The 26,668-nt window shown below is 66.0% G+C and carries 37 protein-coding genes and 1 pseudogene; 24 read left to right on the top strand and 14 right to left on the bottom strand.

The window, feature by feature from the left end; translation table 11 throughout:
• Nucleotides 1-6: 6 nt before the first annotated feature.
• Together DVR07_RS13480 and DVR07_RS13475 are read right to left on the bottom strand one after the other, a co-directional pair.
• Entirely contained in the window at nucleotides 7-471 is a 465-nt protein-coding gene (locus tag DVR07_RS13480; protein WP_115797795.1) for an NOB1 family endonuclease, read from the bottom strand.
• Nucleotides 472-717 carry a PRC-barrel domain-containing protein gene (locus DVR07_RS13475; RefSeq protein ID WP_115797794.1) on the bottom strand — a complete coding sequence of 82 codons (246 nt, stop codon included), beginning with the start codon at nucleotides 715-717 and terminating at the stop codon, nucleotides 472-474.
• 213 nt (nucleotides 718-930) lie between these two features.
• Here DVR07_RS13475 and infB point away from each other — a divergent pair, with 213 nt between their 5' ends.
• The 3 genes from infB to DVR07_RS13460 all read left to right on the top strand — a co-directional run bounded on the left by infB (nucleotide 931) and on the right by DVR07_RS13460 (nucleotide 3,860).
• The gene (gene infB / locus DVR07_RS13470; protein ID WP_115797793.1) at nucleotides 931-2,733 is read left to right on the top strand and encodes a translation initiation factor IF-2; all 1,803 of its coding nucleotides are present in this window, start codon (nucleotides 931-933) and stop codon (nucleotides 2,731-2,733) included.
• Between the two features lie 79 nt (nucleotides 2,734-2,812).
• Nucleotides 2,813-3,424, top strand: a complete 612-nt coding sequence (locus DVR07_RS13465; RefSeq protein WP_205410989.1) for an HD domain-containing protein — start codon at nucleotides 2,813-2,815, stop codon at nucleotides 3,422-3,424.
• A gap of 184 nt (nucleotides 3,425-3,608) precedes the next feature.
• The gene (locus DVR07_RS13460; protein ID WP_115797791.1) at nucleotides 3,609-3,860 is read left to right on the top strand and encodes a hypothetical protein; all 252 of its coding nucleotides are present in this window, start codon (nucleotides 3,609-3,611) and stop codon (nucleotides 3,858-3,860) included.
• A 54-nt stretch (nucleotides 3,861-3,914) separates the two neighbouring features.
• Here DVR07_RS13460 and DVR07_RS13455 read toward each other — a convergent pair whose 3' ends face one another.
• From DVR07_RS13455 to DVR07_RS13445, 3 genes are all read right to left on the bottom strand, one after another.
• Nucleotides 3,915-4,307 carry a DUF5811 family protein gene (locus DVR07_RS13455; RefSeq protein WP_115797790.1) on the bottom strand — a complete coding sequence of 131 codons (393 nt, stop codon included), beginning with the start codon at nucleotides 4,305-4,307 and terminating at the stop codon, nucleotides 3,915-3,917.
• A gap of 101 nt (nucleotides 4,308-4,408) precedes the next feature.
• Entirely contained in the window at nucleotides 4,409-4,882 is a 474-nt protein-coding gene (locus DVR07_RS13450; RefSeq protein ID WP_115797789.1) for a pyruvoyl-dependent arginine decarboxylase, read from the bottom strand.
• Nucleotides 4,883-4,960: 78 nt separating this feature from the next.
• A complete protein-coding gene (locus tag DVR07_RS13445; RefSeq protein ID WP_115797788.1) occupies nucleotides 4,961-5,656 on the bottom strand; it encodes a cupin domain-containing protein in 696 nt (231 codons plus the stop codon).
• Between the two features lie 119 nt (nucleotides 5,657-5,775).
• On the opposite strand from DVR07_RS13445, the gene rdgB reads away from it, so the two are divergent.
• Both rdgB and DVR07_RS13435 read left to right on the top strand, forming a co-directional pair.
• Nucleotides 5,776-6,315, top strand: coding sequence for an RdgB/HAM1 family non-canonical purine NTP pyrophosphatase (gene rdgB / locus DVR07_RS13440; protein WP_115797787.1), 540 nt, complete (start codon nucleotides 5,776-5,778; stop codon nucleotides 6,313-6,315).
• A gap of 58 nt (nucleotides 6,316-6,373) precedes the next feature.
• The gene (locus tag DVR07_RS13435; protein WP_115797786.1) at nucleotides 6,374-6,556 is read left to right on the top strand and encodes a hypothetical protein; all 183 of its coding nucleotides are present in this window, start codon (nucleotides 6,374-6,376) and stop codon (nucleotides 6,554-6,556) included.
• A gap of 371 nt (nucleotides 6,557-6,927) precedes the next feature.
• Here the strand turns inward: DVR07_RS13435 and DVR07_RS13430 are convergent, their stop codons facing one another.
• The gene (locus DVR07_RS13430) at nucleotides 6,928-7,869 is read right to left on the bottom strand and encodes an ArsR/SmtB family transcription factor (protein ID WP_115797785.1); all 942 of its coding nucleotides are present in this window, start codon (nucleotides 7,867-7,869) and stop codon (nucleotides 6,928-6,930) included.
• A 364-nt stretch (nucleotides 7,870-8,233) separates the two neighbouring features.
• Here DVR07_RS13430 and DVR07_RS13425 point away from each other — a divergent pair, with 364 nt between their 5' ends.
• From DVR07_RS13425 to glmS, 15 genes are all read left to right on the top strand, one after another.
• Nucleotides 8,234-9,466, top strand: coding sequence for a translation initiation factor IF-2 subunit gamma (locus DVR07_RS13425; RefSeq protein WP_115797784.1), 1,233 nt, complete (start codon nucleotides 8,234-8,236; stop codon nucleotides 9,464-9,466).
• Nucleotides 9,467-9,847 (top strand): PIN domain-containing protein, encoded by a 381-nt coding sequence (locus DVR07_RS13420; protein WP_115797783.1) that lies wholly within the window; start codon nucleotides 9,467-9,469, stop codon nucleotides 9,845-9,847.
• Nucleotide 9,848: 1 nt separating this feature from the next.
• Nucleotides 9,849-10,421, top strand: coding sequence for a DNA-directed RNA polymerase (locus DVR07_RS13415; protein ID WP_115797782.1), 573 nt, complete (start codon nucleotides 9,849-9,851; stop codon nucleotides 10,419-10,421).
• Between the two features lie 2 nt (nucleotides 10,422-10,423).
• A complete protein-coding gene (gene spt4, locus DVR07_RS13410; RefSeq protein ID WP_115797781.1) occupies nucleotides 10,424-10,621 on the top strand; it encodes a transcription elongation factor subunit Spt4 in 198 nt (65 codons plus the stop codon).
• A gap of 48 nt (nucleotides 10,622-10,669) precedes the next feature.
• The gene (locus DVR07_RS13405; protein ID WP_115798341.1) at nucleotides 10,670-11,191 is read left to right on the top strand and encodes a GTP-dependent dephospho-CoA kinase family protein; all 522 of its coding nucleotides are present in this window, start codon (nucleotides 10,670-10,672) and stop codon (nucleotides 11,189-11,191) included.
• Between the two features lie 101 nt (nucleotides 11,192-11,292).
• Nucleotides 11,293-11,616 (top strand): 30S ribosomal protein S24e, encoded by a 324-nt coding sequence (locus DVR07_RS13400; protein ID WP_115797780.1) that lies wholly within the window; start codon nucleotides 11,293-11,295, stop codon nucleotides 11,614-11,616.
• Entirely contained in the window at nucleotides 11,616-11,750 is a 135-nt protein-coding gene (locus DVR07_RS13395) for a 30S ribosomal protein S27ae (protein ID WP_115797779.1), read from the top strand. Before DVR07_RS13400 ends, DVR07_RS13395 begins: the two co-directional genes overlap by 1 nt.
• Nucleotides 11,751-11,753: 3 nt before the next feature.
• Nucleotides 11,754-13,427 carry a bifunctional N(6)-L-threonylcarbamoyladenine synthase/serine/threonine protein kinase gene (locus tag DVR07_RS13390; RefSeq protein WP_115797778.1) on the top strand — a complete coding sequence of 558 codons (1,674 nt, stop codon included), beginning with the start codon at nucleotides 11,754-11,756 and terminating at the stop codon, nucleotides 13,425-13,427.
• 302 nt (nucleotides 13,428-13,729) lie between these two features.
• The gene (locus DVR07_RS13385) at nucleotides 13,730-14,005 is read left to right on the top strand and encodes a DUF5808 domain-containing protein (protein ID WP_162829566.1); all 276 of its coding nucleotides are present in this window, start codon (nucleotides 13,730-13,732) and stop codon (nucleotides 14,003-14,005) included.
• Nucleotides 14,006-14,357: 352 nt separating this feature from the next.
• A complete protein-coding gene (locus DVR07_RS13380; RefSeq protein ID WP_115797777.1) occupies nucleotides 14,358-15,242 on the top strand; it encodes an undecaprenyl-diphosphate phosphatase in 885 nt (294 codons plus the stop codon).
• A 70-nt stretch (nucleotides 15,243-15,312) separates the two neighbouring features.
• Nucleotides 15,313-15,873, top strand: a complete 561-nt coding sequence (locus tag DVR07_RS13375; RefSeq protein ID WP_115797776.1) for a DUF7342 family protein — start codon at nucleotides 15,313-15,315, stop codon at nucleotides 15,871-15,873.
• Between the two features lie 18 nt (nucleotides 15,874-15,891).
• Nucleotides 15,892-16,338, top strand: coding sequence for a hypothetical protein (locus DVR07_RS13370; RefSeq protein WP_115797775.1), 447 nt, complete (start codon nucleotides 15,892-15,894; stop codon nucleotides 16,336-16,338).
• 99 nt (nucleotides 16,339-16,437) lie between these two features.
• Nucleotides 16,438-17,640 carry a sugar phosphate nucleotidyltransferase gene (locus tag DVR07_RS13365; protein WP_115797774.1) on the top strand — a complete coding sequence of 401 codons (1,203 nt, stop codon included), beginning with the start codon at nucleotides 16,438-16,440 and terminating at the stop codon, nucleotides 17,638-17,640.
• Nucleotides 17,641-17,808 (top strand): hypothetical protein, encoded by a 168-nt coding sequence (locus DVR07_RS21680; protein WP_162829565.1) that lies wholly within the window; start codon nucleotides 17,641-17,643, stop codon nucleotides 17,806-17,808.
• Nucleotides 17,808-19,598, top strand: a complete 1,791-nt coding sequence (gene glmS / locus DVR07_RS13360) for a glutamine--fructose-6-phosphate transaminase (isomerizing) (RefSeq protein ID WP_115797773.1) — start codon at nucleotides 17,808-17,810, stop codon at nucleotides 19,596-19,598. Before DVR07_RS21680 ends, glmS begins: the two co-directional genes overlap by 1 nt.
• A gap of 109 nt (nucleotides 19,599-19,707) precedes the next feature.
• Here the strand turns inward: glmS and DVR07_RS13355 are convergent, their stop codons facing one another.
• Nucleotides 19,708-20,013, bottom strand: coding sequence for a hypothetical protein (locus DVR07_RS13355; RefSeq protein WP_115797772.1), 306 nt, complete (start codon nucleotides 20,011-20,013; stop codon nucleotides 19,708-19,710).
• Between the two features lie 261 nt (nucleotides 20,014-20,274).
• Here DVR07_RS13355 and DVR07_RS13350 point away from each other — a divergent pair, with 261 nt between their 5' ends.
• Nucleotides 20,275-20,856, top strand: a complete 582-nt coding sequence (locus DVR07_RS13350) for a carboxymuconolactone decarboxylase family protein (RefSeq protein ID WP_115797771.1) — start codon at nucleotides 20,275-20,277, stop codon at nucleotides 20,854-20,856.
• Nucleotides 20,857-20,936: 80 nt separating this feature from the next.
• Here DVR07_RS13350 and DVR07_RS13345 read toward each other — a convergent pair whose 3' ends face one another.
• From DVR07_RS13345 to DVR07_RS13330, 4 genes are all read right to left on the bottom strand, one after another.
• Nucleotides 20,937-21,332, bottom strand: a complete 396-nt coding sequence (locus tag DVR07_RS13345; RefSeq protein ID WP_162829564.1) for a type II toxin-antitoxin system VapC family toxin — start codon at nucleotides 21,330-21,332, stop codon at nucleotides 20,937-20,939.
• Nucleotides 21,329-21,562, bottom strand: a complete 234-nt coding sequence (locus DVR07_RS13340; RefSeq protein WP_115797769.1) for an antitoxin VapB family protein — start codon at nucleotides 21,560-21,562, stop codon at nucleotides 21,329-21,331. Before DVR07_RS13340 ends, DVR07_RS13345 begins: the two co-directional genes overlap by 4 nt.
• A 63-nt stretch (nucleotides 21,563-21,625) precedes the next feature.
• Entirely contained in the window at nucleotides 21,626-22,093 is a 468-nt protein-coding gene (locus DVR07_RS13335; RefSeq protein WP_115797768.1) for a hypothetical protein, read from the bottom strand.
• Nucleotides 22,093-22,572 (bottom strand): DUF4330 domain-containing protein, encoded by a 480-nt coding sequence (locus DVR07_RS13330; RefSeq protein WP_115797767.1) that lies wholly within the window; start codon nucleotides 22,570-22,572, stop codon nucleotides 22,093-22,095. Before DVR07_RS13330 ends, DVR07_RS13335 begins: the two co-directional genes overlap by 1 nt.
• A gap of 184 nt (nucleotides 22,573-22,756) precedes the next feature.
• Here DVR07_RS13330 and DVR07_RS13325 point away from each other — a divergent pair, with 184 nt between their 5' ends.
• The 3 genes and pseudogenes from DVR07_RS13325 to DVR07_RS13315 all read left to right on the top strand — a co-directional run.
• Nucleotides 22,757-23,032 carry a hypothetical protein gene (locus tag DVR07_RS13325; RefSeq protein WP_115798339.1) on the top strand — a complete coding sequence of 92 codons (276 nt, stop codon included), beginning with the start codon at nucleotides 22,757-22,759 and terminating at the stop codon, nucleotides 23,030-23,032.
• Between the two features lie 19 nt (nucleotides 23,033-23,051).
• Entirely contained in the window at nucleotides 23,052-23,324 is a 273-nt protein-coding gene (locus tag DVR07_RS13320; protein WP_193570143.1) for a hypothetical protein, read from the top strand.
• A 159-nt stretch (nucleotides 23,325-23,483) separates the two neighbouring features.
• A pseudogene (locus tag DVR07_RS13315) lies at nucleotides 23,484-23,933 on the top strand (AAA family ATPase); the annotation flags it as partial.
• A gap of 99 nt (nucleotides 23,934-24,032) precedes the next feature.
• Here the strand turns inward: DVR07_RS13315 and DVR07_RS13310 are convergent.
• From DVR07_RS13310 to DVR07_RS13300, 3 genes are read right to left on the bottom strand one after another with little or no spacing between them, the layout of a single operon-like run.
• The gene (locus tag DVR07_RS13310) at nucleotides 24,033-24,956 is read right to left on the bottom strand and encodes a hypothetical protein (RefSeq protein WP_115797764.1); all 924 of its coding nucleotides are present in this window, start codon (nucleotides 24,954-24,956) and stop codon (nucleotides 24,033-24,035) included.
• Nucleotides 24,953-25,735: a hypothetical protein gene (locus tag DVR07_RS13305; protein WP_115797763.1), complete on the bottom strand. Its 783-nt coding sequence runs from the start codon at nucleotides 25,733-25,735 to the stop codon at nucleotides 24,953-24,955. The genes DVR07_RS13310 and DVR07_RS13305 overlap by 4 nt, the downstream gene beginning before the upstream one ends.
• Complete coding sequence (locus DVR07_RS13300; protein ID WP_115797762.1) at nucleotides 25,732-26,631, bottom strand: hypothetical protein; 900 nt, start codon at nucleotides 26,629-26,631, stop codon at nucleotides 25,732-25,734. Before DVR07_RS13300 ends, DVR07_RS13305 begins: the two co-directional genes overlap by 4 nt.
• Nucleotides 26,632-26,668: the final 37 nt, after the last annotated feature.

Raw genomic sequence — 26,668 nt, 5'->3', positions numbered from 1 at the left:
ACGCCGTCAGGCGTTCGACGGGTTCTTGCGCGTCAGCTCGCTCCCGCAGATCGGACAGCGGTCCTTGTTCTCGTCGAACTCGCGGCCGCAGCCCTGGCACTGGAACTGCCAGTTGCGCTGTTCGGTGATGCCCTCGCGCGCGATGACCTCGACGTCGACGTTCATGCGCTCGGCGACGTTCTGCATGGCGTAGTCGTCGGTCACCAGCGTCGCGTCGAGCTCGAAGGCCGCCGCGACCAGGCGCACGTCGGTGGTCGACAGCTCCTCGAAGTCGCCGGTCTCCTGGGCGGCCCGGCCGACGCGCTCGACGGCGCCGTCCTGGGGGATGTGGATGTGCATCCCCGAGCCCTCCATCGCGTCGAACCGGTAGGCGCTCTCGTCCTCCAGCTCCTCGCGGACCAGCGGAATCGTCGCCGTGTCCGCGGTGGTGTGGTACTCGTTGATGAAAGCTGAGGCGTCTAGAACGTACATTTACCGCTGGACGACGATGTAGTCTTTCACCGCCTGCACTCGCTTCACGGGGACCTGGAATCGACCGCTCTCGTCCGATTCGAACTCCACCGCGTCGCGCCGCAGTTGTTCGTCCGGTTCTACGAGCAGGTTGGCCAGCTCGCCCGTCTTGAGGTCCATGGTGATGTTGTACAGCATTCCGAGCTCCGTCCCGTCTGACCCCATGACGGCCTTCCCCGAGAGGTTTTCGGCGAGGATCTCCGACATACGGGGGGTTACTGAGTGCTCCTACATAAAGTGTGCGGGGGAGCCGGCGGGAGAATCGGATGGACGGTCCCGGAACGGGCCAGCGGCGGGAAGCGGACCGCGCCCGCGGCCGAGCGGCGCGAAATCGGTCCCGCGGTCGGGCGGAGTGAAAGAGTTAAATGCCGCGCGCAGTACCTCTTCAGTAAGAAACCTTCTTTCCCGGGTGGTAGCCTTATGCCTGACACTGACGCACGCGACAACGAACGAGGTCTGCGCACCCCAATCGTGGCAGTACTGGGACACGTAGACCACGGGAAGACTAGCCTTCTGGACAAGATCCGCGGTTCGACGGTCATCGAGGGGGAGGCGGGCGCGATCACCCAGCACATCGGGGCCACCGCCATCCCGCTCGACGTGGTCTCGAAGGTCGCCGGGAGCCTCATCGACCCGAGCGACTTCGACCTGCCGGGCCTGCTGTTCATCGACACGCCGGGCCACCACTCGTTCACGACGCTCCGGTCCCGGGGCGGGGCGCTGGCCGACATCGCCATCCTCGTCGTGGACGTCAACGACGGCTTCCAGCCCCAGACGCTCGAGGCCATCAACATCCTCAAGCAGTCCCAGACGCCGTTCGTGGTCGCGGCCAACAAGATCGACACCGTCCCGGGCTGGAAGCCCAACGAGGACGCGCCCGTCCAGCAGACCATGGACGCCCAGAGCGACCGGGTGCGGTCGTCGCTCGACGAGCAGCTCTACGAGATCATCGGCGAGCTGAGCGACGAGGGGTTCTCGGCGGACATGTACTGGCGGGTCCAGGACTTCCGCGGGAACATCGGCGTGGTCCCCGTGAGCGCCGAGACCGGCGAGGGCATCCCCGACCTGCTGACCGTGCTGATGGGTCTGGCCCAGCGGTACATGAAGGAGGACATGGCCATCGACGTGACGGGGCCCGGCGCGGGCACCGTCCTCGAGGTCAAGGAGGAGAAGGGCTTCGGGACGACCGTCGACGTGGTGCTGTACGACGGCACCGTCCGGGAGGACGAGACCATCGTGGTCGGCGGGCTCGACGACCCCATCGTGACCGACGTCCGGGCGCTGCTGAAGCCCCGGCCGCTCGCCGAGATACGCACCGAAGACCGGTTCGAGAAGGTCGACCAGATCTCGGCCGCGTCCGGGCTGAAGATCGCCGCGCCCGACCTCGACGAGGCGATGGCGGGCGCGCCCGTCCGGGTGGTCCGGGACCGCGACATCGACGAGGTCATCGCGGAGGTCCGGGCCGAGCTCTCGGAGATCGAGGTCGAGACCGGCGAGCAGGGCGTCGTGGTGAAGGCCGACACACTCGGCAGCCTGGAGGCCATCGCCAACGCGCTGGACGAGGCCGAGATCCCCATCATGCGCGCGGAGGTCGGCGACATCGCGCCCCGGGACGTGAGCATCGCCTCGACCGCCGACGAGGACAAGCACAAGACCATCCTCGCGTTCAACGTCGACGTGCTGGCCGACGCCGAGCGACAGGCCGAGGAGAGCGACGTGAAGCTGTTCGAGAGCGGCGTCATCTACCGGCTCATCGAGGAGTACGAGGAGTACGTCGAGGAGCGCGAGCGCGCCCAGCAGGAGACGGTCCTCGACAACATCACCCGGCCCGCCCGGTTCCAGATCCTCCAGGACCACACGTTCCGCCAGAACGACCCCGCGGTGGTCGGCGTCGAGGTGCTGTCGGGCACCATCAAGAAGAACAGCAACGTCGCGAAGTTCGAGGGCAACCAGCCCACCCGGGTCGGCCAGCTCAAGGGCATCCAGGAACAGGGCGAGGACGTCGACGAGGCCCGAAGCGGCAACCGGGTCAGCGTCGCCATCGACGGCCCGACCGTGGGCCGCCAGATCGAGGAGGGCGACGAGCTCTGGATCGAGGTCCCCGAGAAGCACGCCAAGATCCTCGAACAGGAGCTCGCCGACGACATCCCAGTCGACGAGCTCGAGGCGCTCCAGATGTACCTCGACAAGCAGCGCAAGCGCGACCCCTTCTGGGGGAAGTGAGCGCTTCGGTTCGCACGCTGGCCGATTCGGTTTGCTCGCCGAGCCGACATCCTGAAGTGCCACCTGTTGTCTTTATTAGGTGATGGCTGACGACCTCGACGCGCTGCTCGACATGTACGATTTGAAGGACGAGCGACGAACGGGCTGGGTCCTGCGGAACGTCGAGTCCCCGGAGTCGGTCGCGGCCCACACGTGGGGCGCGGCGACGCTCTGTCTGCTGTTCGCCGACCGCGTCGGTGTCGACCGCGAGACGGCCGTGACGATGGCGCTCCTCCACGACCTCGGGGAGGCCGAGACCGGCGACGTGGCCACGCGGGCCGACCCTGACCGCCAGGCGGTGTCGTCAGCCGAGAAGGAGGCGGCCGAGCGGGCCGCGGTGACCGACCTGCTCGAACCGTTCGCGGACGGCGACCTGCTCGCGCGCTGGGAGGAGTACGAGGCCCGCGACACGCCCGTTGCGGAGTTCGTCAAGGACATGGACCTCGTCGACAGCTGCCTCCAGGCACTCAAGTACGAGCGGGAGAACCGGTACGACGAGACCGAGGACAACGAGCACTTCGCGGAGTTCGACAACCTCGACGAGTTCTTCGCGACCGCCGCGCCGCGGTTCCGGACGTCCTTCGGTGCGGACCTGTTCGAGCAAATCAAGGCGGCGTACGAGGCGGAAATCGGACGACCGTGTGAGCTCTGACCGCTCGTCAGCCGCGATTCGGGCCCTAGCCGAGCTGACGGTACGGTCGTCGAAAGTGAATCGCTTGGCCCCCGTCTACCGCTCAGACGGTAGAGGCTGGTCGTCCATCTCCTACTGACGGACTACCACCAACCAATAATTTTTAGTCGAAACGCACCGTAGTACCGTACTGGAAGGTGATTTCATGCTCGGGCAGAGCCAACTACTCAGTGGTAACGCCGGAGTACCGAACGTCTCTTACTACGACCTCGCGCTCGCGGTCCTGCCGGTCCCGCTGCTGGTCGGACTGCTCGTCGGAAAACTGCTGGCGGTGCCGACCCCGCTCGGCGTCGCGGCGGGAGCGACCTTCTCCGCGATGGCGCTGGGTCACCTGCTGTTCCGGGACCCGCCGACCCGGCGCGGCCCGCGCGGGCGAGTCGGCGGTCCCTCCGCGTGACGTCGTCCGTTTTCCCGTCCGATCGACTGTCCCGATACGTGCTGTCGCCGTCGACTATCGAGCGGTCGGCGTGATGTCGTCGCCCATCATCTGCTTGACCTGCATGGCGGCGCTGGCCGCGAGGCCGCGGGCGACCTCGGCCTCCTCGTGGGTGTCGAGGTCGTCGCCGTCGAAGTCCTCGACGCTCGGGCTGAAGCCGGCGCTGACCGGGTGGCCGACCGGCGGCTGGACCGACACCTGGGCCTGGGGACCGTTGCCGCCGTCGGCGACCTTCGAGCCGACGACGTACTCGTTGGGCAGGAACTCGCGGGTCCGGGCGGCGATGTCGGTGATGCTGTCGCGCAACGACTGCTTCTGCTCGGGGGAGAGGTCGGGCACGTCGGTGTTCGCGCGGTGACCGGCCTGCGTCTCGCCGGGGACGCCCGCGTAGGGGGTATTTCCGTTCATCGGTCTAACGGGAAGGCGTTAGGCCCCGACGTTATAAAAGCTCTCGGCTTCGGCAGGCTCTGACACGCGCCGATCCCCGTCGATTGACTCGACCGCCCGCCTCAGCAGATCGGCTCGCTCTCGCCGTAGGCGGCCACCACGACCGCGGTGGCGTAGGTCCCGGCTTCGGCGTCGGTGGTGGCGGTCTCGACGCGCTCGTCGGTGAACGTCCACTCGCGGAGCTCCCGGCCGGCCGCGAGGCCGGTCTCGACGCGCTCGGCGACGTCCCCGGGGTCGGCCTCGCCCGCCGCCTCGTAGAACAGGCCGGGACCGGGGCCCGTGGTCCACCCGAGCGCGGCCGAAACGCGACCGGGACCGGCGCGGGTCGCGCGGGCCTGGACGACCGTCAGGCGCTGGCCGGCCGGGCCGAGGTCCGGAGCGGTGCCGACCGCCTCGACCGCCGCGTCGGCCGGGACGACCGACGAGACGGTCACGAGGTTGTAGTTGTGGAGGTTGGCGTCCGCGAGGGCGGCGTCGTACGAGGACATCTCGGTGGGACCGGTCCCGGTGCCCCACGCGACCCGGATCGTGCTCATGTCCGATGGCAGTCGTCCCGGCGGGTAAGGGGTTGCGGTTTCGGGTCTCCGGTCGAGTGCGGGCCGGTTTCCGGCGACTCAGATCTCCGGCTGTTCGACGGTCTCGGTCCAGAACTCGTCCCGGAGGAACCGCTCCTCGACGGGACGGTAGCCGAGCGCCTTCGCGACGCGACCGAGCGTGGCCCAGAGGAGTCGCTGGACGACGACCGGCAGGGTGGTGACCCGGGTCCCATCGCTGATGTACTCGCTCATCACGAGGCCGTAGAGGGGACCGGGTTCGCCGTACTCGCCGGCCGAGCCGAACGCGCCCTCGTGGTCCAGCCCGGAGAAGGTGAGCTGGGTGTCCACGGTCTTCCGCCACGGGGGTTCCGCGTAGAACGCCACGAAGTCGTCGGTGTCGTTGCGGAAGTAGTGGCTCCGTCCGGGGCTGACCGTGTGCTCCTCGCCGGGGTCGAGCCGGCGGGGCTCGCCCTCCTCGACGAGCGTCAGTTCGCCCTCGACCGCGCGGAAGGTCTCCTCGTCGTTCGTGTGGACGTGCGCCGGGAGTTCGGTCGCGTCGGGCGACAGCCACACCAGGAGCGCGGGGCGGGCGTCCACCTCGTCGGGATACTCCAGGACGGCGGCCCACATGCCGGTGCCGGGGCTGGACGTGAGCGGGTGGGTCGAGTCCGTGAACAGGTCGGCGGCGGCACCGTCCGGGTCGAGTTCGAGCGCGGGCCCGTCGGTCGGTGCGCCGTCCTCGTCGAGCGGCCGGCCGGTCGTGATGGTTCCCATGCCGATACGTCTCAGACGAGCGTCATAATTGCCGGGGGAATCGACTCGTCGCGGTCGGACGAACCAACGGCTATAACCGCCGCCCGGCCCCATCGGGAACCAACCGGAGCAATTCGTCCATGACCATCAGATTCGTGACGAGCAACGAGGGCAAGGTCGAGGAAGCGCGCGAGTACCTCACCGACGACGTCGAGCAGGTCGACTACGACTACACCGAGATACAGAGCGACGACCTCGCCGAGATCGCGGTCGCCGGCGCGGAGGAGGCGTTCGCCGAGACCGGCGGCGAGGACCTCGTCGTCGTGGACGACGCCGGTCTGTTCGTGGACGCGCTCGGCGGGTTCCCCGGCCCGTACTCCTCGTACGTCGAGGACACCGTCGGCGTCGAGCGCGTCTGGAACCTGGTGGAGATGGAGGAGAACCGCCGGGCGCGCTTCCGCTGCGTCGTCGCCTACTACGACGGCGAGACCGCCGAGACGTTCGACGGCGCGGTGCCGGGCCGCATCGTCGCGCCCCGGGGCGACGGCGGCTTCGGCTACGACCCCATCTTCGAGCACGAGGGCGAGACCATGGCCGAGATGTCTACTGAGCGCAAGAACGCGATCTCGCATCGGGGACGCGCACTGGCGAAGTTCGCGGACTGGCTGGCCGAGCGGTAGGATACGGAGAGTGCACTGGTGGTGAAGATTCTTCTGTGACGCGGTGATACGTTCCAGTATGGACTCGAGGACACAGCGTCTCCTCGCAATCGGTGTTCTCGTGGTCGGCGCCGTCCTCTGGCTGGCGCTGTCCGTCTACCCGTTCCAGTACGGTCGGGTCCAGAGCCTCGTGCTCGCCGGCCTGTTCGTCGCGTTCGGGTTCTTCGAGTTCGTGCTGGACGAGGCGGTCGTGAACGATTGACGGAGATATCGTAACGGTTCTGTCTTCGCTATTGTCGCATCGCAACGAGAGCTACTGCACCTCTGGAGCGATTGCGGTCTCGAAAGCCCCCGGCCGGTCGCCGCCGGAAGACGGTCCTGCTCGCTTCGCTGCGCGGGCTGCGTCTTCCGAGGTCTCGTTCGCTGCGCTCACGAGACGGTCGCTCACCGACATATCCTCGGCTCGCTGCGCTCGCCTCGGATAGGGGGTCGCTGAGACGACCACGTAAACGCGACCGGCCGCCCCCTCTCAGTCCACCCAGACGGATGGTCCGTTCCATCGAGCGATAGCAGAGACGGAACGGTCGAGAGAGCCAGTCGTGACCGGAAAATCAGGCTGCAGTGTGCACGGACTCAGTCCGACACAGCCTGCGCACCCTCCGAGGACGCCGATCCGCAACTGTGCTCGATCTCCAGCGGGGTCAGGTCGCCGTCGAGGGTGACCGCGAGCACCTCGTCGTCCAGCGGAATCTCCACCTGGATCTTCCAGGGGTCGTCCGAGAGCACGGTCGTGTGTTCGTCGCTGACGCACCACGCCAGTTTCCAGTAGGGCGTCGTGCAGAGGTCGATGCCGTGCTCGCGGTGGAACGTCACCACGTCCGACTGGTCGAGCAGCGACAACCCCACCGCCGAGTAGAGCTGGTGGCGGCACTGCTCGCACTCGTGGTCGACCCGCACCTCCAGTCCGAGGTAGTCCTCGGTGTCGCGGGTGATGGTCGTGGTCATCCGGCCGTTGCACTCGGGGCAGACGCCGTCGGCGGCGAGGCAGTGGAGGTGGCGCACGCGCTGGTTGAACGCGTCCATGATCTCCTCGCGGCTCCGGTCGTTGAGCCCGCCCGGCGGGAACGGGTACTCCCCGTGGTTCTTCCCGCAGTCGGTGCAGTCGATGGCCAGCATCTCGTCGTGGTAGTACGCCTGGAGGCTCGCGCCGCAGTCGGCGCAGGTGCCCTCGACCTCGAACGGACCTATCTCGGGGTGCTCGTTGAACGACCCGGCCAGGACGGCCCGCACGACCTTCTTGCCGGCCTGCCGGAAGTCGTAGCCGTCGTCGGTCTGGACAACGAAATGGTCGGTGAGCTGCTTGAGGTGGTAGTTGAACTGCGCGCTGTCGCGCATCCCGACCTCGCGCCGGAGCTCCGAGAAGCTCACCGGCCTGTCGCCGGCCTTCCAGAGCGCTTCGAGTATCGACAGCCGGGTCTCGTTGGCGATGACCGAGAACGCCTCGGCCGGGGCCACGCAGTCCTCGCAGTCCTGGATTCCGGACTCCTCGGCGTTCGGCCCTGTCGTTCCGCTCATACGGGACTCTGCGGTCCCGTCCGGCTAAAGTGTTGCCTTAACCACGTTTTTGTTTCGCGGTTGATATTACGGGGCGCGGCTCCGCGGGACCGTCGCGAGTCGGTGTCCGCCGCGGCGGACGGGCCGCGTCACGGTCGTCCCGAGACCGACGCGGCCACAATTGGTTTGGCGCTCCGGATGCTGGATTCCTGGATAGCGAAGACGCCGGACCGGCCATGGTCCGCCCGGCGCCGGAGACGGCTTCGTCGCCGAGCGAGCACCCCGTCCGCGCGGCGCGGGTCGGTCCCGAAACCCGGACGAGAACAGTAGGTTTATCAGTCGTTCGGGGCGAATCTTCCAGTAGAATTACTTCAGGAGGTCAACTTTGACAGGAAATTCCGCCCAACCGGAGGTGAACATCGGACTGGTCGGCCACGTAGACCACGGAAAGACGACGCTCGTGCAGGCGCTTTCCGGCGAATGGACCGACCAGCACTCCGAGGAGATGAAGCGTGGCATCTCCATCCGGCTCGGGTACGCAGACGCCACGTTCCGGGAGTGCCCCGGGCTCGACGAGCCCGAGCGCTACACCGTCGACGAGACCTGCCCCGACGGCAGCGAGAGCGACCCGCTCCGCACGGTGTCGTTCGTCGACGCGCCCGGCCACGAGACGCTGATGGCGACGATGCTCTCGGGCGCGGCCATCATGGACGGCGCGGTGCTGGTCGTCTCGGCCAGCGAGCCCGTTCCGCAGGCCCAGACCGAGGAGCACCTGATGGCGCTCGACATCATCGGCATCGACAACATCGTCGTCGCCCAGAACAAGATCGACCTGGTCGACCGCGACCAGGCCGAGCAGAACTACCGCGAGATCCAGGAGTTCGTGGAGGGAACCGTCGCCGAGGACGCGCCGGTCGTCCCCATCTCGGCCCAGCAGGAGGTCAACATCGACCTGCTCATCCAGGCCATCGAGGACGAGATTCCGACGCCCGAGCGCGACCCCGACGCCGACCCGCGGATGCACGTGGCCCGGAGCTTCGACATCAACCGGCCCGGCACGACGTGGGACGGCCTCGTCGGCGGCGTGCTCGGCGGCAGCCTGGTCGAGGGCGAACTCACCGAAGGCGACGACATCGAGCTCCGCCCCGGCCGCGAGGTCGAGGAGGGCGGCGAGACCCGCTGGGAGTCCATCGAGACCGACGTGCGCTCGCTCCAGGCGGGCGGCGAGACGGTCGACGAGGTGACGCCGGGCGGCCTGCTCGGGGTCGGCACCGGCCTCGACCCGAGCCTGACCAAGGGCGACGCCCTGGCGGGCCAGGTCGCCGGCACGCCCGGCACGCTCCCGCCGACGTGGGAGCAGTTCACGATGGAGGTCGACCTGCTCGAACGGCTCGTCGGCCTCGACGACCAGGACATCGACGACATCTCGACCGGCGAACCGCTAATGCTCACCATCGGCACCGCGACCACGGTCGGCTCTGTGACCAGCGCCCGCGAGGGCGAGTGCGAGGTCGCGCTGAAGCGACCGGTCTGCGCGCCCGAGGGCGCCCAGATAGCCATCAACCGCCGCATCGGCGCCCGCTGGCGGCTCATCGGGGTCGGCACCCTCAGCGGATAGATGGTCGCCACGGTCGCCATGGACACCAGCGCGCTCATGATGCCCGTCGAAGCCGACGTGCGGCTCTTCGAGGAGCTGGAACGCCTGCTGGGGGAGTTCGACTGCGCGGTCCCGCGGTCGGTCCGCGACGAACTCTCGCGACTCGCCGACGGAAGCAGTGCGGAGGCCGTCGCGGCCAGCGTCGGCGCGGACCTGGCGGCCGAGCGGTGTCGGACGGTCGACCACGACGCATCGTACGCCGACGACGCGCTGGTCGAACTCGCCCCCGAGTTCGACTACGTCGTCACGAACGACCGGCCCCTCAAGCGGCGTCTGCTCGACGCGGGCGCACCGGTAATTCATATAAGGGGTCGGAACAAACTCGCAATCAGCAAACCATAGCATGTACAAACGGGTCAGACTCAAGGATACGGTCGAGGTTCCCCCGGAACACCTCGCAGACGTGACGCCGAATCTCGTGAAGAAGCTGCTGCAGGACAAACTGGAGGGCCGAATGGACGAAGAGGTCGGAAGCGTCGTCAGCGTCGTGAACGTCAACGACATCGGCGACGGCGCGGTACTCCCGAACCGACCCGGGGTCTACTACGAGGCCGACTTCGACGCGGTCACGTACGACCCCCAGATGCAGGAGGTCGTCGACGGCGAGATCGTGGAGGTCGTCAACTTCGGCGCCTTCGTCGGCATCGGGCCGGTCGACGGCCTGCTCCACGTCTCGCAGATCTCGGACGAGTACCTCGCCTACGACGAGGAGGGCCAGATGCTCGCGTCCCGGGAGTCGAACCGCACCCTGGGCGTCGGCGACTCGGTCCGGGCGCGCATCGTCACCAAGAGCATCGACGAGCGAAACCCCCGCGAGAGCAAGATCGGGCTCACCGCCAAGCAGGTCGGCCTCGGCAAGCACGGCTGGCTGAAGGAGGAGCGCGAGAAGCGGCAGGCGACCACCGAGAGTGAGTAATCATGGCCGGTGACCGCCTCGCCTGTCGCGAATGCCACGCCGTGGTCGAGCCCGACGAGGACACCTGTCCCATCTGCGGGTCGACCAGCCTCACCGAGGACTGGGCCGGCTACGTCATCATCTCCCACCCCGACGAGAGCCAGATCGCCGAGGAGATGGAAGTGACGAAGCCGGGCAAGTACGCGCTGAAGGTGCGCTAACGCCGGAGCCCGACCGTGAGCGACGTTCTGGTCACGCTGCCCGACGCGATGCGCGGGGAGCTCAAGGAGCCGATGGGGCCGATCTTCACGGACGCCGAGCGCCTGCTGGCGGAGGCCGGCGACGGCCCCCTCGTCGCCGTGGGCGACGTGGTGACCTACCACCTCGAACGCGCCGGCGTCGTCCCCGACGTTGCCGTGGTCGACGGCCTAACCGAGCGCGAGGCAGTCGACGACGACGTCGCCGAGGGCGTGGCCCGCCTCGGTGGCGAGGTCCGCGAGGTCCACGTCGAGAACCCGGCGGCGGCGATAACGCGGGGGCTCGCCGCGGCGCTCCGCGAGGCCATCGCCGACCCCGAGCCGACGGTCCTCGTCGTCGACGGCGAGGAGGACCTCGTGACCCTGCCCGCCATCGTCGCCGCGCCGCTCGGCGCCGCTGTGGTCTACGGCCAGCCGAACGAGGGCATGGTGCTGGCGACCGTGACCGACGAGTCGAAGACCCGAGTGTGCGACCTGCTGGGCCGGATGGACGGCGATTCCGAGGCACTGTTCGAACTGCTGGCAATCCAGTGAGACCGCGAGGACCGACCGGTCCGACCCGGATTCGTCGGTTGTTCACTTCGAAATCCTTTTACAACGCTCACGGCCAATTAGACAGTAACTGAGCGATACACATGGAAGTTGAAATCCTCTCAGAGGAGCAGAATCCCATGCTCCACCGGTCCGAAGTGCGGTTCCAGATAGTCCACGACGACGCGACGCCCTCGCGGCTCTCGGTCCGCGACAGCCTCGCGGCCAAGCTCGACAAGGACTCCAGCGAGGTCGTGGTCCACGAGATGAACACCAAGTTCGGGATGCGCAAGACCGTCGGCTACGCGAAGGTCTACGATAGCCCCGAGCACGCCCGCGACGTCGAGCAGGACTACATGCTCGAGCGCAACAAGATCGCCGCCGAGACCGACGCGGAGACCGAGGCCGAAGCCGAGGAGGCCGAATAATGGCGCGCAACGAGTACTACGACGACGACGGCACGACCGACAAGGAGACCTGCACCCGGTGTGGCGACTCGTTCCTCGCCGACCACGGCGACCGCTTCCACTGCGGTCGCTGTGGCTACACCGAGTGGAAGTAGCGAATGCGAGTCCTCGGTATCGAGGGCACCGCGTGGGCGGCCAGCGCAGCCGTCTACGACACTGAAGACGACCCCGACTCGGTTTCCGAGTCGCACTCGGAAGCTCGTCGGACGCAGTCCGACGGCGTTTTTATCGAGACCGACGCCTACCAGCCCGAGAGCGGCGGCATCCACCCGCGCGAGGCCGCCGAGCATATGAGCGATGCGATTCCCGCGGTCGTCGAGACGGCGCTCGACGCCGCCGAGGGGCCCATCGACGCGGTCGCGTTCTCGCGCGGGCCGGGGCTCGGCCCCTGCCTGCGGACGGTCGGGACCGCGGCCCGCGCGCTCGCCCAGACCCTCGACGTGCCGCTGGTCGGCGTCAACCACATGGTGGCCCACCTCGAGATCGGCCGCCAGCAGTCGAGGTTCGACTCGCCGGTCTGCCTGAACGCCTCGGGCGCGAACGCCCACGTGCTGGGCTACCGCAACGGCCGGTACCGGGTGCTCGGCGAGACGATGGACACCGGCGTCGGCAACGCCATCGACAAGTTCACCCGCCACGTCGGGTGGTCCCACCCCGGCGGCCCGAAGGTCGAGGCGGCCGCGGCGGACGGCGAGTACGTCGACCTCCCGTACGTCGTCAAGGGGATGGACTTCTCGTTCTCGGGCATCATGAGCGCCGCGAAGGACGCGTACGACGACGGGATCTCTGCGAGCGAAGCGAGCGGAGGCTCGTCGGACTCGTCCGACGGCGCGCCCGTCGAGGACGTCTGTTACTCGCTCCAGGAGAACGTCTTCGCGATGCTCACGGAGGTCGCCGAGCGCGCCCTGTCGCTGACCGGCAGCGACGAGTTGGTGCTGGGCGGCGGCGTCGGCCAGAACGCCCGCCTCAGGGAGATGCTCGCCGAGATGTGCGACCAGCGCGGCGCCGAGTTCTACGCGCCCGACCCGCGATTCCTCCGGGACAACGCCGGGATGATCGCGGTGCTCGGCGCGGAGATGGCCCGCGCGGGCGACACCATCGACGTCGAGGACTCGCCGGTCGATCCGAACTTCCGGCCCGACCAGGTCGCGGTCGGCTGGCGCTCCAACGACGAGTCGGTCGACGCGTGGCGCGACGACGGAACGGAGATTCAGGGTGCAGAGGCCACGGTCGAGATCGGCGACGAACGCGTCACCAAGCGCCGCCTGCCGAAGGGCTACCGCCACCCGGACCTCGACGCCCGCCTCCGGCGCGACCGGACGGTCCTCGAAGCGCGCTTGACCAGCGAGGCCCGCCGACACGGCGTGCCCACGCCGGTGGTCTACGACGTGGACCCGCAGGAGGGCACTTTGGTCTTCGAGCGCGTGGGAGAAGCCGACCTCCGGAGTCGGCTCGCCGCCGACCGCGTGCGCGACGTGGCGCGCCACCTCGCGGCCATCCACGGCGCGGGGTTCGTCCACGGCGACCCCACGACCCGGAACGTCCGTGTCGGTTCCGACCGGACGTACCTCATCGACTTCGGTCTGGGCTACTACACCGACGACGACGAGGACTACGCGATGGACCTCCACGTCTTCGGCCAGAGCCTCGCCGGAACGTCGGACGACGCCGACGCGCTCCGCCGGGAGTTCGAAGATGCCTACGAGGAGGTGGGCAACGAAGCGGTTCTCGACAGGCTGCAGGAGGTCGAGGGGCGCGGGCGGTATCAGTAAACTTCGGTCGGTGGAAACTCACTGACTGTACGACCCGGCGCGCGCTGGCGTGCCCTCGTGGCACGCCATCATTGCGCGAGGGACGAGCATCGCAGGGAGTGGAGCGACTGAGACGCGCAGGAGGCTGGGGAGGGGTGAGGTCCGCGGTAGCTGTTGCGGTAATTCATTTGTGACGGCAGTAGCTAGTGACTCGCTCGTCTCAACGGAAAGTGCTCGGAGATATCGCTCCATTCCACTCCTGTAGTAGTTCACTTCACCCGGTAGCCAAAGCACTTTATCCCTCTCCGACGTATTCGCCTCACATGGCAGACAAACCCAGCACCGGCGAACTGTTCGGCATGCCGTACAACTTCGAGCGCCCGAGCATCGGGCGGATGCTCTCGGCGTACTGGAAACCCGACGAGGGGATGCTGGTCGAGAAGCCCTTCGGCATCGGCTACACGCTCAACCTCTCGAACTGGCGGTCGTGGATCGTGCTGGCGGTCGCCGGCGCGCTCCTCTGGCACGAGCGCAAGGGCGAGCAAGAGCGGATGGCCGAACAGGAAGGGCCGGTCGAGGTCGTCGTCGACGACGACTAAGCGAAGTAGAATAAATTCTCGTCAGTTCTGACGTCGTTGATTCCCTTTTGTAGCTTCCACTTGCTGGCAGTCCTCCAGACGCGATTATGGAATCCGTAGATTCGGTGTTATTCTTGAAAGCCCCCGCCCGGTCGCGGTCGCTCTGCGGGATATCCTCGGCTCGCTTCGCTCGCCTCGGATAGTCGCCCGCAGAGACGACCAAGCCCTTCGGGCGCGACCGGGCGGCCCCTTTCAGTCCACCCGGAGGTCCGGTCGACCGAGCTCCCTTATGATAGTTAGTCGATCAAGCGCTCGCCCGGCCATGGCGCCCGACTTCCGAGCAGTTTTAACCCCGGGCGACCGCCCAAGGGACATGGACCGGTCCGCGCTCGTCGCCGTCGTCGCCGGGGCGCTGCAGGGCGTCTTCGAATGGCTGCCCATCTCCAGCGAGGGCAACATCACCGTCTTCCTGACTGCGCTGGGCTCCTCGCCCGAGGCGGCGGTCCAGTTCTCGCTGTTCCTCCACGCCGGCACCGCGCTGTCGGCCACGGTCTACTACCGCGACGAACTCCGGACGGTGCTGGGCGCGCTCCCCGACTGGCGACCGAGCAGGGCCTTCGAGCCCGCGGAGCCGAGTGCGGCGGGAGGCGGTGTGAGACGTGCGAGTACCGCCGGTCCGACCGGGACGCACGACCAGATTCCCACGCTCTCGTTCCTCGGGGTCGCGACGCTGGTCTCCGGGGTCGTGGGCATCGCGGCTTACGCCACGCTGGAGACGGTCATCTCGGCGCTCACCGGCGGCGCGTTCGTCGCGCTGGTCGGACTCCTGCTCGTGGCGACCGGCGTCCTCCAGCGCGTCGCCGACGGCTTCGAGTTCGGCGGCCGGGAGTCGCCGGACCTCGTCGACGCCGTGCTGGTCGGCGCGCTCCAGGGCCTGGCCATCCTGCCGGGCGTCTCGCGGTCGGGCACCACCGCCTCGGCGCTGCTGTTCCGGGGTCACGACGGCCCGTCGTCGTTCCGGCTCTCCTTCCTGCTGTCGATTCCGGCCGCGCTCGGCGCCGGCGTCCTCGTCCTCCTCGACACGGGCGTTCCGGAGGTCGCACCGACCGAAGCCGTGCTCGCGCTCGGGACCGCGGCGGTCGTGGGCTACCTGACCATCGACGCGCTGATGCGGGTGGTCGAGCGCGTCCCGTTCTGGGGCGTCTGCATCGGTCTGGGCGCGCTGGCGATTGTGGGCGGCGCGGCGCTGGCGATTTAAGTGGTCGGAATAAGCCGATATATTTGGCCCCTGGAAAAGATATATCCTCTTTCGGTCCGAAATCGGACGTATGACCGAGAGACCGACCGGTCCGACGTCGTCGAACTCGCACGCCGGTGAGAACCGGCGACGGTGGCGCGAGAACAGGACGACGTTCCAGCGCGTGTACGACGTGATTACGGGCACGACGGAGTACGCGACGGCCGGCGGCATCGCCGACGCGGCCGACTGTTCCGCCGACGGCGCCCGCGCCGCGCTCGCCCAGCTCGTCGAGATGGGCATCGCCGAGAAGCGCGACGGTCGTCCCGCGACCTACCGGCGCAACGACTCGTACTTCCGCTGGAAGCGCGTCGAGGAGCTCGCCGCGAACAACTCCGCCGCCGAGCTTCGCGCCAGAATCGACGATCTGGTCGCCGAAGACGAGGCCCTTAAGGAGCAGTTCGACGCGGCCGGACCGGACGCAGTGTCGCCGGCGACGTTCGAGACGACCGACCACGACGAGATCCACGACCGGTGGGAGGCGCTGACCCGGTGGCGGACCGTCCGCGAGGACCTCGAACTCGTCCAGCGAGCGGCACACCGTGCGGAACGACGCGGTAGCGATGGCACCGACGACGAGGTGTCGGTCTAATCGACGCTGGCCGTTGCGATGACGGGATCACCACGTGACGAAGACTCGGTTTCGACCGGCCGGCTCGACCTTCCGACGCTCCGGACGCTCGGACGACGAGCCGCCAGCCATCCGCTCGCCGAGTCGTGGGAGTTCACGCCGTCTACTGCTTCACCCAGAGCGCTCGAAGTGAAGTTCGATGTAGATTCGTATCCTCCGGACGTCGAGACCGCTCGGCTCGACGTCCACTGGTTTACGACCGACGACTATTACTTCCACTACATCGAGGACCGGGGCGACGAGCACTATCAGTGCCGGTGGGACCGCCACCCGAAGACGGACGCGCCCCGGACGCATTTCCACCCGCCACCCGACGCCGGAACTGCGGAGGACTCGCAGCTCGGCGCCCACCATCTCGACGTGCTGTTCACGGTTCTCGACTGGGTCAGCGAGCGCGTCGAGTCTTTGCACGAGACCGCCGAATGAAACCGTCGCGACGGAGTTCGAAGGCGAGTCGTCCGTTCGCCGACGTTCGCCGTCGAAGGAAGCCGAAAATTGATACGCCCGCTGACCGATACCTCATCCATGACAGTTCGCGCCGCCGTCGTGCTGGCTGCGGGCGAGGGGACCCGCCTGCGACCGCTGACCCGCAATCGCCCGAAGCCGATGCTTCCCGCCGCCGATCGGCCGATCTTGGAGCACGTCTTCGACGCGCTCATCGGGGCGGGCATCGAGCGGCTCCACGTCGTCGTCGGCTACAAGCGCGACCGTGTCCAGGACCACTTCGGCCCGACGTACCGGAACGTCCCCGTCAACTACGTCTCTCAGGACAAGCAGCTCGGCAGCGGCCACGCCCTCCTGCAGGCCCGCGAGGCGGTCGCCGAGGAGGACGGCTTCCTGGTGGTCAACGGCGACCAGGTCATCGAGCGCCGGATGGTCGCCGACGTGCTCGACGCCTTCGAGGAGAACGACGGCAGTGCGACCCTCGCGGTCACCGAGCAGGCCGACGTCTCCCACTACGGCGCGGTCGTGATGGACGGCGACCGGGTGGTGGAACTGGTCGAGAAGCCCGAGACCGACGACTACCGGCTGCTCAACGCCGGCGTGTACGCCTTCGACCCCTCCATCTTCGACGCCATCGAGGAGACGCCCCGGGTCCAGGGCGAGCTCGCGCTGACCGACACGCTGGTCGGCCTACTCGACCGCGAGATGGTGGTCCGGGGCGTCGTCACCGAGGAGCTCTGGGAGGACGCCACCTACCCCTGGGACCTGCTCGACGTCTCCCGGGACCTGCTGCTCCACGGCCGGGTGACCGAACCCCAGCGCGAGGAGTCGGTCTGGGTCGCCGACAGCGCGACCATCCACGAGGACGCCAGCCTCCAGGGCCCGGTCGTAGTCGGTCCTGACACCGAGGTCCGGCCCGGCGCGGTCGTGGGCCCGTACGCCGCGCTCGGCCGGAACGCGACCGTCGGCGCGAACGCCGTGGTCTCGCGGTCGGTGCTCGACACCGACGCCCGGGTCGGCCCCAACTCGACCCTGGTCGACTGCGTGACCGGCCAGGGCGTCAACCTCGGCGCGGACGTCACGGTCTCGGGCGGGCCGGGCGACGTCCGGGTCGGCGACACCGTCTACGAGGACCAGCGCCTCGGCGCGGTGCTTGCCGACCGCGTCCGGGCCGACGGCGACGTGAGCTTCGCCCCGGGGACGCTGGTCGGACCGAGCGTCCACCTCCGGACGGGCGTGACCGCTTCCGAAAATATAAGCGAGCACAGCGAGGTGTTCCGCTGAGTGACCGTGACAACCGCTGACGCGATTGGAATGGCTGCCGGCGAAACCGGGGTGGCCGCCAGTGCTGCCGGGACGGCCACCGGAGCGACTGGAGTGGTCGACGACGTGACCGAACTGGCCGAAACTGCGAAGAGGGTGGCTGACGACGCAAAGGAGGTGACCGACTGATGTGTGGCATCATCGGCTGCGCGGGCCGGGGCGACGACACCCTCGACGTCCTGCTGACGGGGCTGGAGGGCCTGGAGTACCGCGGCTACGACTCGGCGGGGGTCGCCTTGGCGAACGGCGACCTCTCGGTCTGCAAGCGCGAGGGCGAGATCCAGCGGCTCCAGCAGGCGGTCACCAGCGACCTCGACGGGCCGGTCGGCATCGGCCACACGCGCTGGAGCACCCACGGCCCGCCGAGCGACGCCAACGCCCACCCGCACACCGACTGTGCGGGCGACGTCGCCGTCGTCCACAACGGCATCGTCGAGAACTACGCCGACCTCCGGGCGGAGCTGGCCGACCGGGGCCACGAGTTCGAGAGCGACACCGACACCGAGGTCGTCCCGCACCTCATCGAGGAGGCGCTGACGGAGGGCAAGGACTTCGAGGACGCCTTCCGCGCGGCGGTGGCCCGACTGGAGGGGAGTTACGCGCTGGCCGCGGTGACGAGGGGGTCGGAGGCCATCCTCGCGACCCGGCGGGACTCGCCGCTGGTGGTCGGCGTCGGCGACGACGCGGCGTACCTGGCGAGCGACGTGCCCGCGTTCCTCGACTACACCGACCGCGTGGTGTACCTGGAGGACGGCGAGTTCGCCCGGCTGGAGTCGGGGTCGTGGACCGTCACCGACGCCGAGGGTCGCCTGCTGGAGAAGTCGGTCTCCCGCGTCGAGTGGGACGCCGAGGAGACCGCCAAGAGCGGCTACGACCACTACATGCTCAAGGAGATCCACGAGCAGCCCCGGGCGCTCCGGAAGTGCCTGCGCGGCCGTGTGGACGAGCTGACGGGGTCCGTCGACGTCGAGTCGCTGGCGGGGCTGAACCCCGCGTCGGTCCAGTTCGTCGCCTGCGGGACGAGCTATCACGCCGCGCTGTTCGGCGCGCAGGCGTTGCGGGAGGCCGGCGTCCCCGCCCAGGCGTTCCTCGCCAGCGAGTACGCCACGTCGCCTGCGCCTGTTACCGATGACACGCTCGTCGTGGGTATCACGCAAAGTGGCGAGACCGCCGACACGTTGGCGGCGCTACGAGAGGCGCATCGCCGCGGCGTCGAGACGCTGGCGATGACCAACGTCGTGGGGTCGACCGCGGCCAGGGAGTGCGACCGGACGCTCTTCATCCGTGCCGGCCCCGAAATCGGCGTGGCCGCGACCAAGACGTTCTCCTCGCAGGTCGTGGCGTGTAATCTGCTGTCGGCGGCGATCGCGGAGCGCAGTGACGGGCGAGAGGTGGTCGAGGCGCTGCGCGACCTGCCGGGGCAGGTCCAGGAGCTGCTGGACGCCTCGCGGGCCAAGCAGGTCGCCCACGAGTTCGTGGACAGCGAGGGCTACTTCTTCCTCGGCCGCGGCTACCACCATCCGGTCGCGCTGGAGGGCGCGCTGAAGCTGAAGGAGATCACGTACAAGCACGCCGAGGGGTTCCCCGCGGGCGAGTTGAAGCACGGCCCGCTGGCCTTGGTGACCGAGGAGACACCGGTGTTCGCTATCGTGACTGGCGGCGGCGAGAAGGCGACGAAGACCGTCGGGAACGTCAAGGAGGTCGAGGCGCGGGACGCGCCGGTGGTGGCGGTGACCGACGGCGTGTCGGACGTGAAGCGGTACGCCGACGCGGTGCTGGAGGTGCCCGAGACGCATCCGCGCGTGGCACCGGTGCTGGCGAACGTGCAGTTGCAGCTGGTGGCCTACTACGTGGCGGACGAGTTGGGGCGGAGTATCGACAAGCCGCGGAACCTGGCCAAGAGCGTGACGGTGGAGTAGCGTCGCTGTTGGCCTCTTACAGTTTGCTATCGTCGGTCACTGGTGAAATTCGAGAAAGAATACGGAGTTCCGACTGCTGCTCGGGGAGTCCTGACAGACCGGTCGGTCGTCAGCTCTCGGCCGTTTGTGCTCCGCTGACCTTCATCTCGTCGAGAGTCCGGCCGATCTCGTCGATCTTGTCGTCGAGTTCGCCGACGAACTCCTCGGTCTGCTCGGTGGTGATCGCTCCCTGGCTCGTCGGATCGATGAGGCTCTCCTCTTCGAGGACGCGCAGCGAGTACCGGACCTTGTGGTGGGGGTACCCGGTCTCGTTCGACGTCTTCACGATGCCGATCGGTTCGTTCTCGATGACCATCTGCAGCACCTGCAGATGCCGTTCCAGCATATCGACTTCTTCTTCCAGTCGGTTGATCATAGCGTGGGAAAACTGGGCCTAATCGCTTTTAGTGGTGTTGTTCTCTGCGAGTAGCTCGTCTTCGTCTGTCGTTTTCGGCGTCGGTTTTCGGATCGACCTTCGTCATTAGAATGCTCGATTATGTGGTTCCGGAAGGCGTATGGAATTCGAGCTATGTCAGTGACTCCCAAGATCAACGAGGGCGCTCTCGGAGTCCGCTTCCTCGACTGAATTGGATCTCTGCGCCCGCACACTTATTCACCAGCGAGGGGTTGTCGCTGTATGGCACGGATTCCGTACGTGGACCAGGAGGAATTGCCCCCGGACAAGCAGTCGTTGCTCGACACGCTCTCGGACGAGACCGAACCGGACGATGATAGTGCCCACTCCCTGCGGGGCGGGACGCTGAATGTGTACCGAGCGATGGCGAACAACGCCGATCTCTTGGAGGCGTTCCAGACGTACGGGACGGCCGTGTGGGACGAGAGCGGCTTGACCCCACACGAGCGGGAGGTCGCGATTCTGTCGGTCGCGTACCACACCGACTCGCGCTACGAGTGGCACCAGCACGTCCGCGTCGCGCTCGACGAGGGGCTGTCACCGGAGGAGATTCGAGCGGTTTCCGGTGAGGAGTGGGACCGGTTGGACCCCGAACTCGCGGCCATCGTCGAGTACGTGCGGGACTTCGTCGAGGGTTCGGTTGATGATGAGTCTCACGACCGGATCACCGACCACTACGAGGACGACGTTGTGCTTGGTATCGGGATGCTCGTCGGGACGTATCTCGGCCTCGCGCGGGTGCTCGACGCCCTCGACGTCGAGACCGAGGTCGAGTTCGTGGGGTGGGACTTAGAGAACCTCTGAAGTACTGAGTTCGGTTGGTAGCATCTCGTTCGTCGCGTTTTGGTATTTCCTTCTTGTAACAACGACCGGAACCACGTCCGTCAGTACGTTTCGACCTCGAGACCAGGGATTCGCTCGAAGTGGTCGACATTTTTCGTGAGGACTGGTTCGTCGTGCACGACGCCAGTTGCCCCGATGAGTTCATCACCGGGATCGTTGAGTGGCTGGCCGTCGCTGGCAAGTTGCCCGGCGATCCGCCCCGCTTTGCGAGCAATCTCCGGGGTGATGTCGTAGATCTCCTTCGACGCGAAGACGGCGTCGATGGTATCTCTCTCCTGTTGGGGACTGTCGACGTATCCGACTCCCCAGTAGAGCTCGTACAGCGTCATCACCGAGAGCCGTTCAGGGACGCCCTCTCGACTCAGGGCGTCTGCCTTGGCGATGGCGTCCGAATCTTGTCGAGTCACGTCCTCCACGAAGGAGGTATCGAGTATCACTCCTCCCACTCCTGTTCGCGACGCTCGGTATAGGTCTCGTAATTCTTCGTTCGTGCGGTCCGAATCGCCTCGATATCCTCGTCCGCGAAGAGGCCGGCGAGATCACTGATTGGCCGCTCTCTCGCCAGTCGTTCAACCGTCTCCGAGAACGTCTCGTCCTCCCGCTTCCGCTTTTCGAGCGTCTCGTACGCCTCTTCGGTGAGTCGGACGCTCTTGTAGTCGGTCCCCATGTGTATACAGTTGTATACAGAGGGGTATGAATGTTCCCCCGATATTCCACCGAGAACGATGGGTCAGTTGTGGGGTTCGCTATCCGGTGGTTCTGGCGGTTCTAACGCCGCTCGAAGTAGGCGAATCGTTCGCGACTCTGTCAGCCATGCTTGGTTCCCAGCGCTCTGAAGGCGGCGAGTCGCCCGGGCAACGAGCGACCCTCGCCACATACGGTCAACGGTCGGCACGAGTCGGTCGAGGAGCGCGATTACGGGGCCGACCGTATAGGTTTCGCGGAGGTCGATGACGATGACGTCGGGGTCGGGTTCCGTCGTGAGCCAGCGATAGATGAACGACTGCCGAAACCAGCTTGTGACTATCTGGCCACCCTTCGCCAACGCGGACGTGTCGAAAGCGGTTGCGAATCTGTCCGAGAGAGCCACGCCCATTCGAACGATCCACGTAGCGGCCAGATAGGCCTGTATCTGTCGGCCGAGTCTGGCGAGCGCGGAACCGTCGAGGTAGTTTGTAGACTGGTTTCCGGTTGCCATCAGTTGCTGTCAGCGACTTCCGTGACGTTTCCGGTCGCAGTGACTGGACCGAAGTCGAGCGTGAGCTGCCGGCCGACTTCGAGCGCCTCGCCGTCGAACGTCGGTTCGCCGTTCGCGACCGTAGTGTTCAGAGCGACGGCTAGCGTCACGGTTCGCTTCCGCGGATGGTCGCGCACGTGGAGCGTCCCGTTCTGGTCGCTAACGACCACCTTGGTCGGGCGGACCGACTTGTTCGTGACGTCGGCGACGCGGTCCGTGTCGATCGATCCCTCGGGGATGGCGTCGGCGACGTAGGGTTGGACGTCGGTAATCTGGAGCGTGACCGTGGTCTGGTGCTGGGTGGCTGCCGGTTCGGTCTCGTCGGCGCCGAGAACGAATGCAGTGCCTGCGCCGGCAACCGCGAGGACGAGCAGAACGGCGAGCGCGTCGATGATGTTGACGGTGCCGAAGAGGCGGCCCTTGTCGTCGATGAGATTCATAGATGGTGACTCCGTCGTCGTGTGACGGTCGGTGGTTGGGCGCGGTGCTAAACTGTTGTGCTTCGGATTGCCTCTGTTCGTCCTCCGAACCACGTTTCATCTCAACGGGGATGCAGCTCAAGCGACACTACGGCCCTCCTTGGAGGCCGGGAGAACTTATCACCGAGTAGCATCTTCTCCTAGTCTGCCCACGTCAGTGAAGCTGGACGAGGATACCAAGTCGTACCTCGAAGAGTTACAGGTGGTGATTCGGCTGCAGACGGGCAACCAAGTCACCGAACCGGAGATTCTCGCCCGAATTGTCGACCGGGCCGTCCGCTCGAAATCGGACCTGATCGACTCGTTTTGCGACGAGATGGAACCGGTCGATGCGGACGAACGAGAGGCGTTCCACGACGGCATGATCACGTCGGGCGTCGAAATGTCAGAGTCAGATATCGACGATATCCTGTCCGGATGAGTGTGCTCGTCGATACGGGGTGTTCTACGCCCACCACGACCGGGATGCCAAGCGCCGCGACGCCGCCATCGTCGCGATGGACGCCCTCCTCGACGGCGAGTTCGTCCTCCACGTCGGTCGCGACGACTTCGAGTCGACGGTCGACGTCTGGGAGCAGTATCGCGACCACGATCCGAGCGTGACCGATGCGAACAGTATCGCGCTGTGCGAGCGCTACGACATCGATGCGGTATTGAGTTTCGACTCGGATTTCGACGGTCTCGTCGACCGACGCGATTCGGCTCAGGTCTAAGATGGGGTTTCGCCACCCACCACTCTGCAATTCTATGGGTGACACGGTGACGAACGTTTTAAGAACGACGAGACATACACACTCGTAGTTCCGCTGGAACGCGACCTCGGCGGCCAACTCTACGGACACCCGCCAGTCGACTACTCAACCCCACACACCATGACCGACTACGACGACCTCTTCGACGACGTGGCCGCCACCGACAGCGTATTCGCCGACAAGGGGGCGCTCGATCCGCTGGCAGATCCCGACGAGGTGGTCGCCCGGGACGAGGAGGAGCGAGCGCTCGCGTCGATTCTGACCGGCGTCGACGAGGGGTACCTGCCGACCACCGTGACGGTGTACGGCCCGCCGGGGACGGGCAAGACGCTCACCACGCGGCGGCTTTGCGCTGAGTTCGCGGCGCGGACACCGGACTTCGGCTACGAGTACGTCAACCTCAAGGAGTGTCGGACGCTGTTCAGCGTGGCCAACGAGATCCTGTTCGCGTTGACCGGCGAGCGCAAGCAGGCCTACGAGGGACTGGACGGGGTGTTCGGTGGCATCTGGACGGCACTGGCGGACTACCCCGAGTACGTGGTGTTGATCCTCGACGAGATCGACCACATCGCGCAGCTAATATCGCTAATAATTCGAGAGGCTTTATTGGGTCGCAGGTGAGTTTAGATATCATTCTACTATATAATATTTTTGCTATACTGTCCGAACCTATCCTGGGAATTCAGTACCGAAAACACCATCTTGGGTGCTATGACCCGACTTCATCCGGAATTCTCCAAAACCATATTTCGAGTGACTTCCGATTCGGCGGATGCCGTTGATCGCCGTCTGGACTGGGCGGTCACCTCCATATTTTATTAGCGTGCCGTGGTCGACGGTTTCCAGCTTATAGCTGTTCCCTCCTTCGACGATCTTCTCAACCCGATGGCGTATCGATGCCTCATCGTCTATCTGCCACCACCCTGGTAGGTTGACGTCGTTCGTCCCGGGATACTCCGACCAGAGCACGAACGGTGTCAGGAGTTCGAGGGTGAATGACTCACTCGTCTCCAACTCGGTGTAGTCCAACTTCGCCAAATCCACAATCTGAGTGTTTTTCAGTCGTGTCGTTCCATACCCGTAGCTTCGTTTGCCACCGAACTGGAGGCCGTCAAGCTGATTTTCCGCGATCGGCAGGATATCCGGTTTCTCGGCATGCAGGTAAGCACTGATATACCACCGGACGGTTTGTTGCTGGTCGCGAGCGTCGTCCGGGCGGCCTATAATCGTTTCGTGTGCCAGCGCGGGCATCCCGCTCTGAACCCGAATGTCGTGTGTGTTCAACGCATCCCGCGGGCGAGAGTCGAGTAGCCATGGGTGATCGGGCCGTCGGAACAGGAATAGATCGTCGTAGGTCTCGACCGGTGGGAGCGATGCTCCCAGATACGGCCGAACACCGGCTTGGGAGTGCCACTCTGGGAATGTCCCAAATTCACCGGGCACGAACATCCCATGACTCGCATTGAGCTGCCGGTGAGTTTCATTCTCTACTCGCCTTCCGAGTGCGCGGTAGATTGCATTCCCAGAGACGTAATATGGATGGCCGAGATAGTCCATCTCCAACTCCCAGTGGACTTGCTGAATGCAAGTCATGTGTGCTCGCTCCGTTCGTCGCTGTCTTCGAGATACTGCAATGCAGTTGACCAACTCCAGATTCGTCGGAGATTCGCGTCACGGACCATCTCGTCCTTGTCGGCGTTAGTGTCGAGGGGGTGGGCGGTGAGTCGGTTCCAGGTTGACGCCCACGATCGCGACGGGCTGGTCCCGAGGCGCGCCCACGGTTGTCCATCGGCATCGGCGTCGATTCTGAGCGTGAAGCGTTCGCTCGCATAGATTGTGCGGTAGGGGACGATCTTATTGGCGGTGTCGACAACTAATAGGAGGTCGGCAAATTCGTGGCCGTCGCGGTAGTTGTCGAGCAATCCCGCAACCAGCAATGTGTGGTATTTCAGGGACGTATAGGGGTAGTACACCGACTCGTTGAATCCACCTGCTATCTCCGACGTCAGCCATGCCCGGTGCATCGCCTCGGGATCGGTATGCGTGAGTAGCGTTTTGAGCGCCTCGGAGACGTGTGTACGCGAGAACGACGTGGCATCGTACTGTGAGTCGCCGGTGACGAGCGACAAGCGGTAGTTCGATTCATGATGGGACACCGTTTTCTCCGGCTGGCCGTGGGGGCGGCTCAGTGCCGACGCATCGCCGTCAGCGCCATACGGAACAGGTTGGTTGACCGGAACATCTGCGAACGTCTCTGGGGCGTTCTCGTGTGCATCGCCGGTGAGTTTATGGGCATCGTGGCGATACGCGGCGACCATCAGGTCATGGTTGCCGTCACTGTGGCCATCGGTGTCGGTGGCGTTCGGAGTCATGTACGGCCCTCTGCGATTCGGTCGTCCAGCGCGTTCACGAACGCCGGGCGATACTCCTCGTTCCACTCCTCGGTTTTCTCGTCCATTCGCTCGGTGTTGTCCGCTTTCCGGTCGAAGACACGTTTGAGTTCGCGATTCTCGTAGAGTGGGGTGATGAGGCCACAGTCGACGATGCCTGCGCCGAAGTTTCGCGCGCCACCTAACTGGTGCATGAAGTCGGTCTGGTGGTCGTTCAAGAACTCGATGGCCTCGACGAGAAGCCCGAGAAACTCGGGTTTCGGATCTCGAAAGGAGAGGTGCCAGCAGCCGTCAAGGTTGGCTACCGCATCTATTTCGGCGTTCCGGAGTGGTTCTCGGTTATCCGTTGGATTTCGCGAGACAACGTTGCGGTTAAGCCGTCGGTAGTGCCCTTCGGCCTGGCCCCGGGGATACTCCACTTTCGAGCGAACCGGATTGAACTTAATTGGCCGGCGCATCAGCGTTCCCGGTTGATTGTCGAAGCCGCCGAAGAGCTCGAAGACGATGCAGCCTCCATCCGTATCAGCATCCTCGAGACAGTCGCCTTTTTCGTGATACCCGACCTTCAGATCGCGTTCGTACACGCCGTCTTTGCGAAAGTTCGCATTGGCTTCGCCAGGATGGCACGCACTGCCACCGCGAGCGTGGACAACCCGCTCCATTCCGTGTCGGAGCCAGCCAGAGAGGCTGAATGCCGGAATAATACCGCCGATCTGGTTCTGTGGGTCGGTATCGTTGTAGTTGTTATTCGAGGCGTGATGTCGGTCCGTGATGATGCTGTCGCCGATCACGAGTAAGTCCGACCGGAGTCGGACGAACACGTCGCAGAACTGGGCTGGGTCCGGAGTCGAAGCCGAATCGGTGTCGGAATCACTCATTGTTCTTCAGAACATTCGTGGTGTTCGATACGCTTGG

The organism is Halorussus rarus, assembly GCF_003369835.1.
Lineage (GTDB): Archaea > Halobacteriota > Halobacteria > Halobacteriales > Haladaptataceae > Halorussus > Halorussus rarus.
The sequence above is the reverse complement of the archived record's forward strand: the minus strand, read 5'-3'. Positions and strand labels throughout refer to the sequence as shown.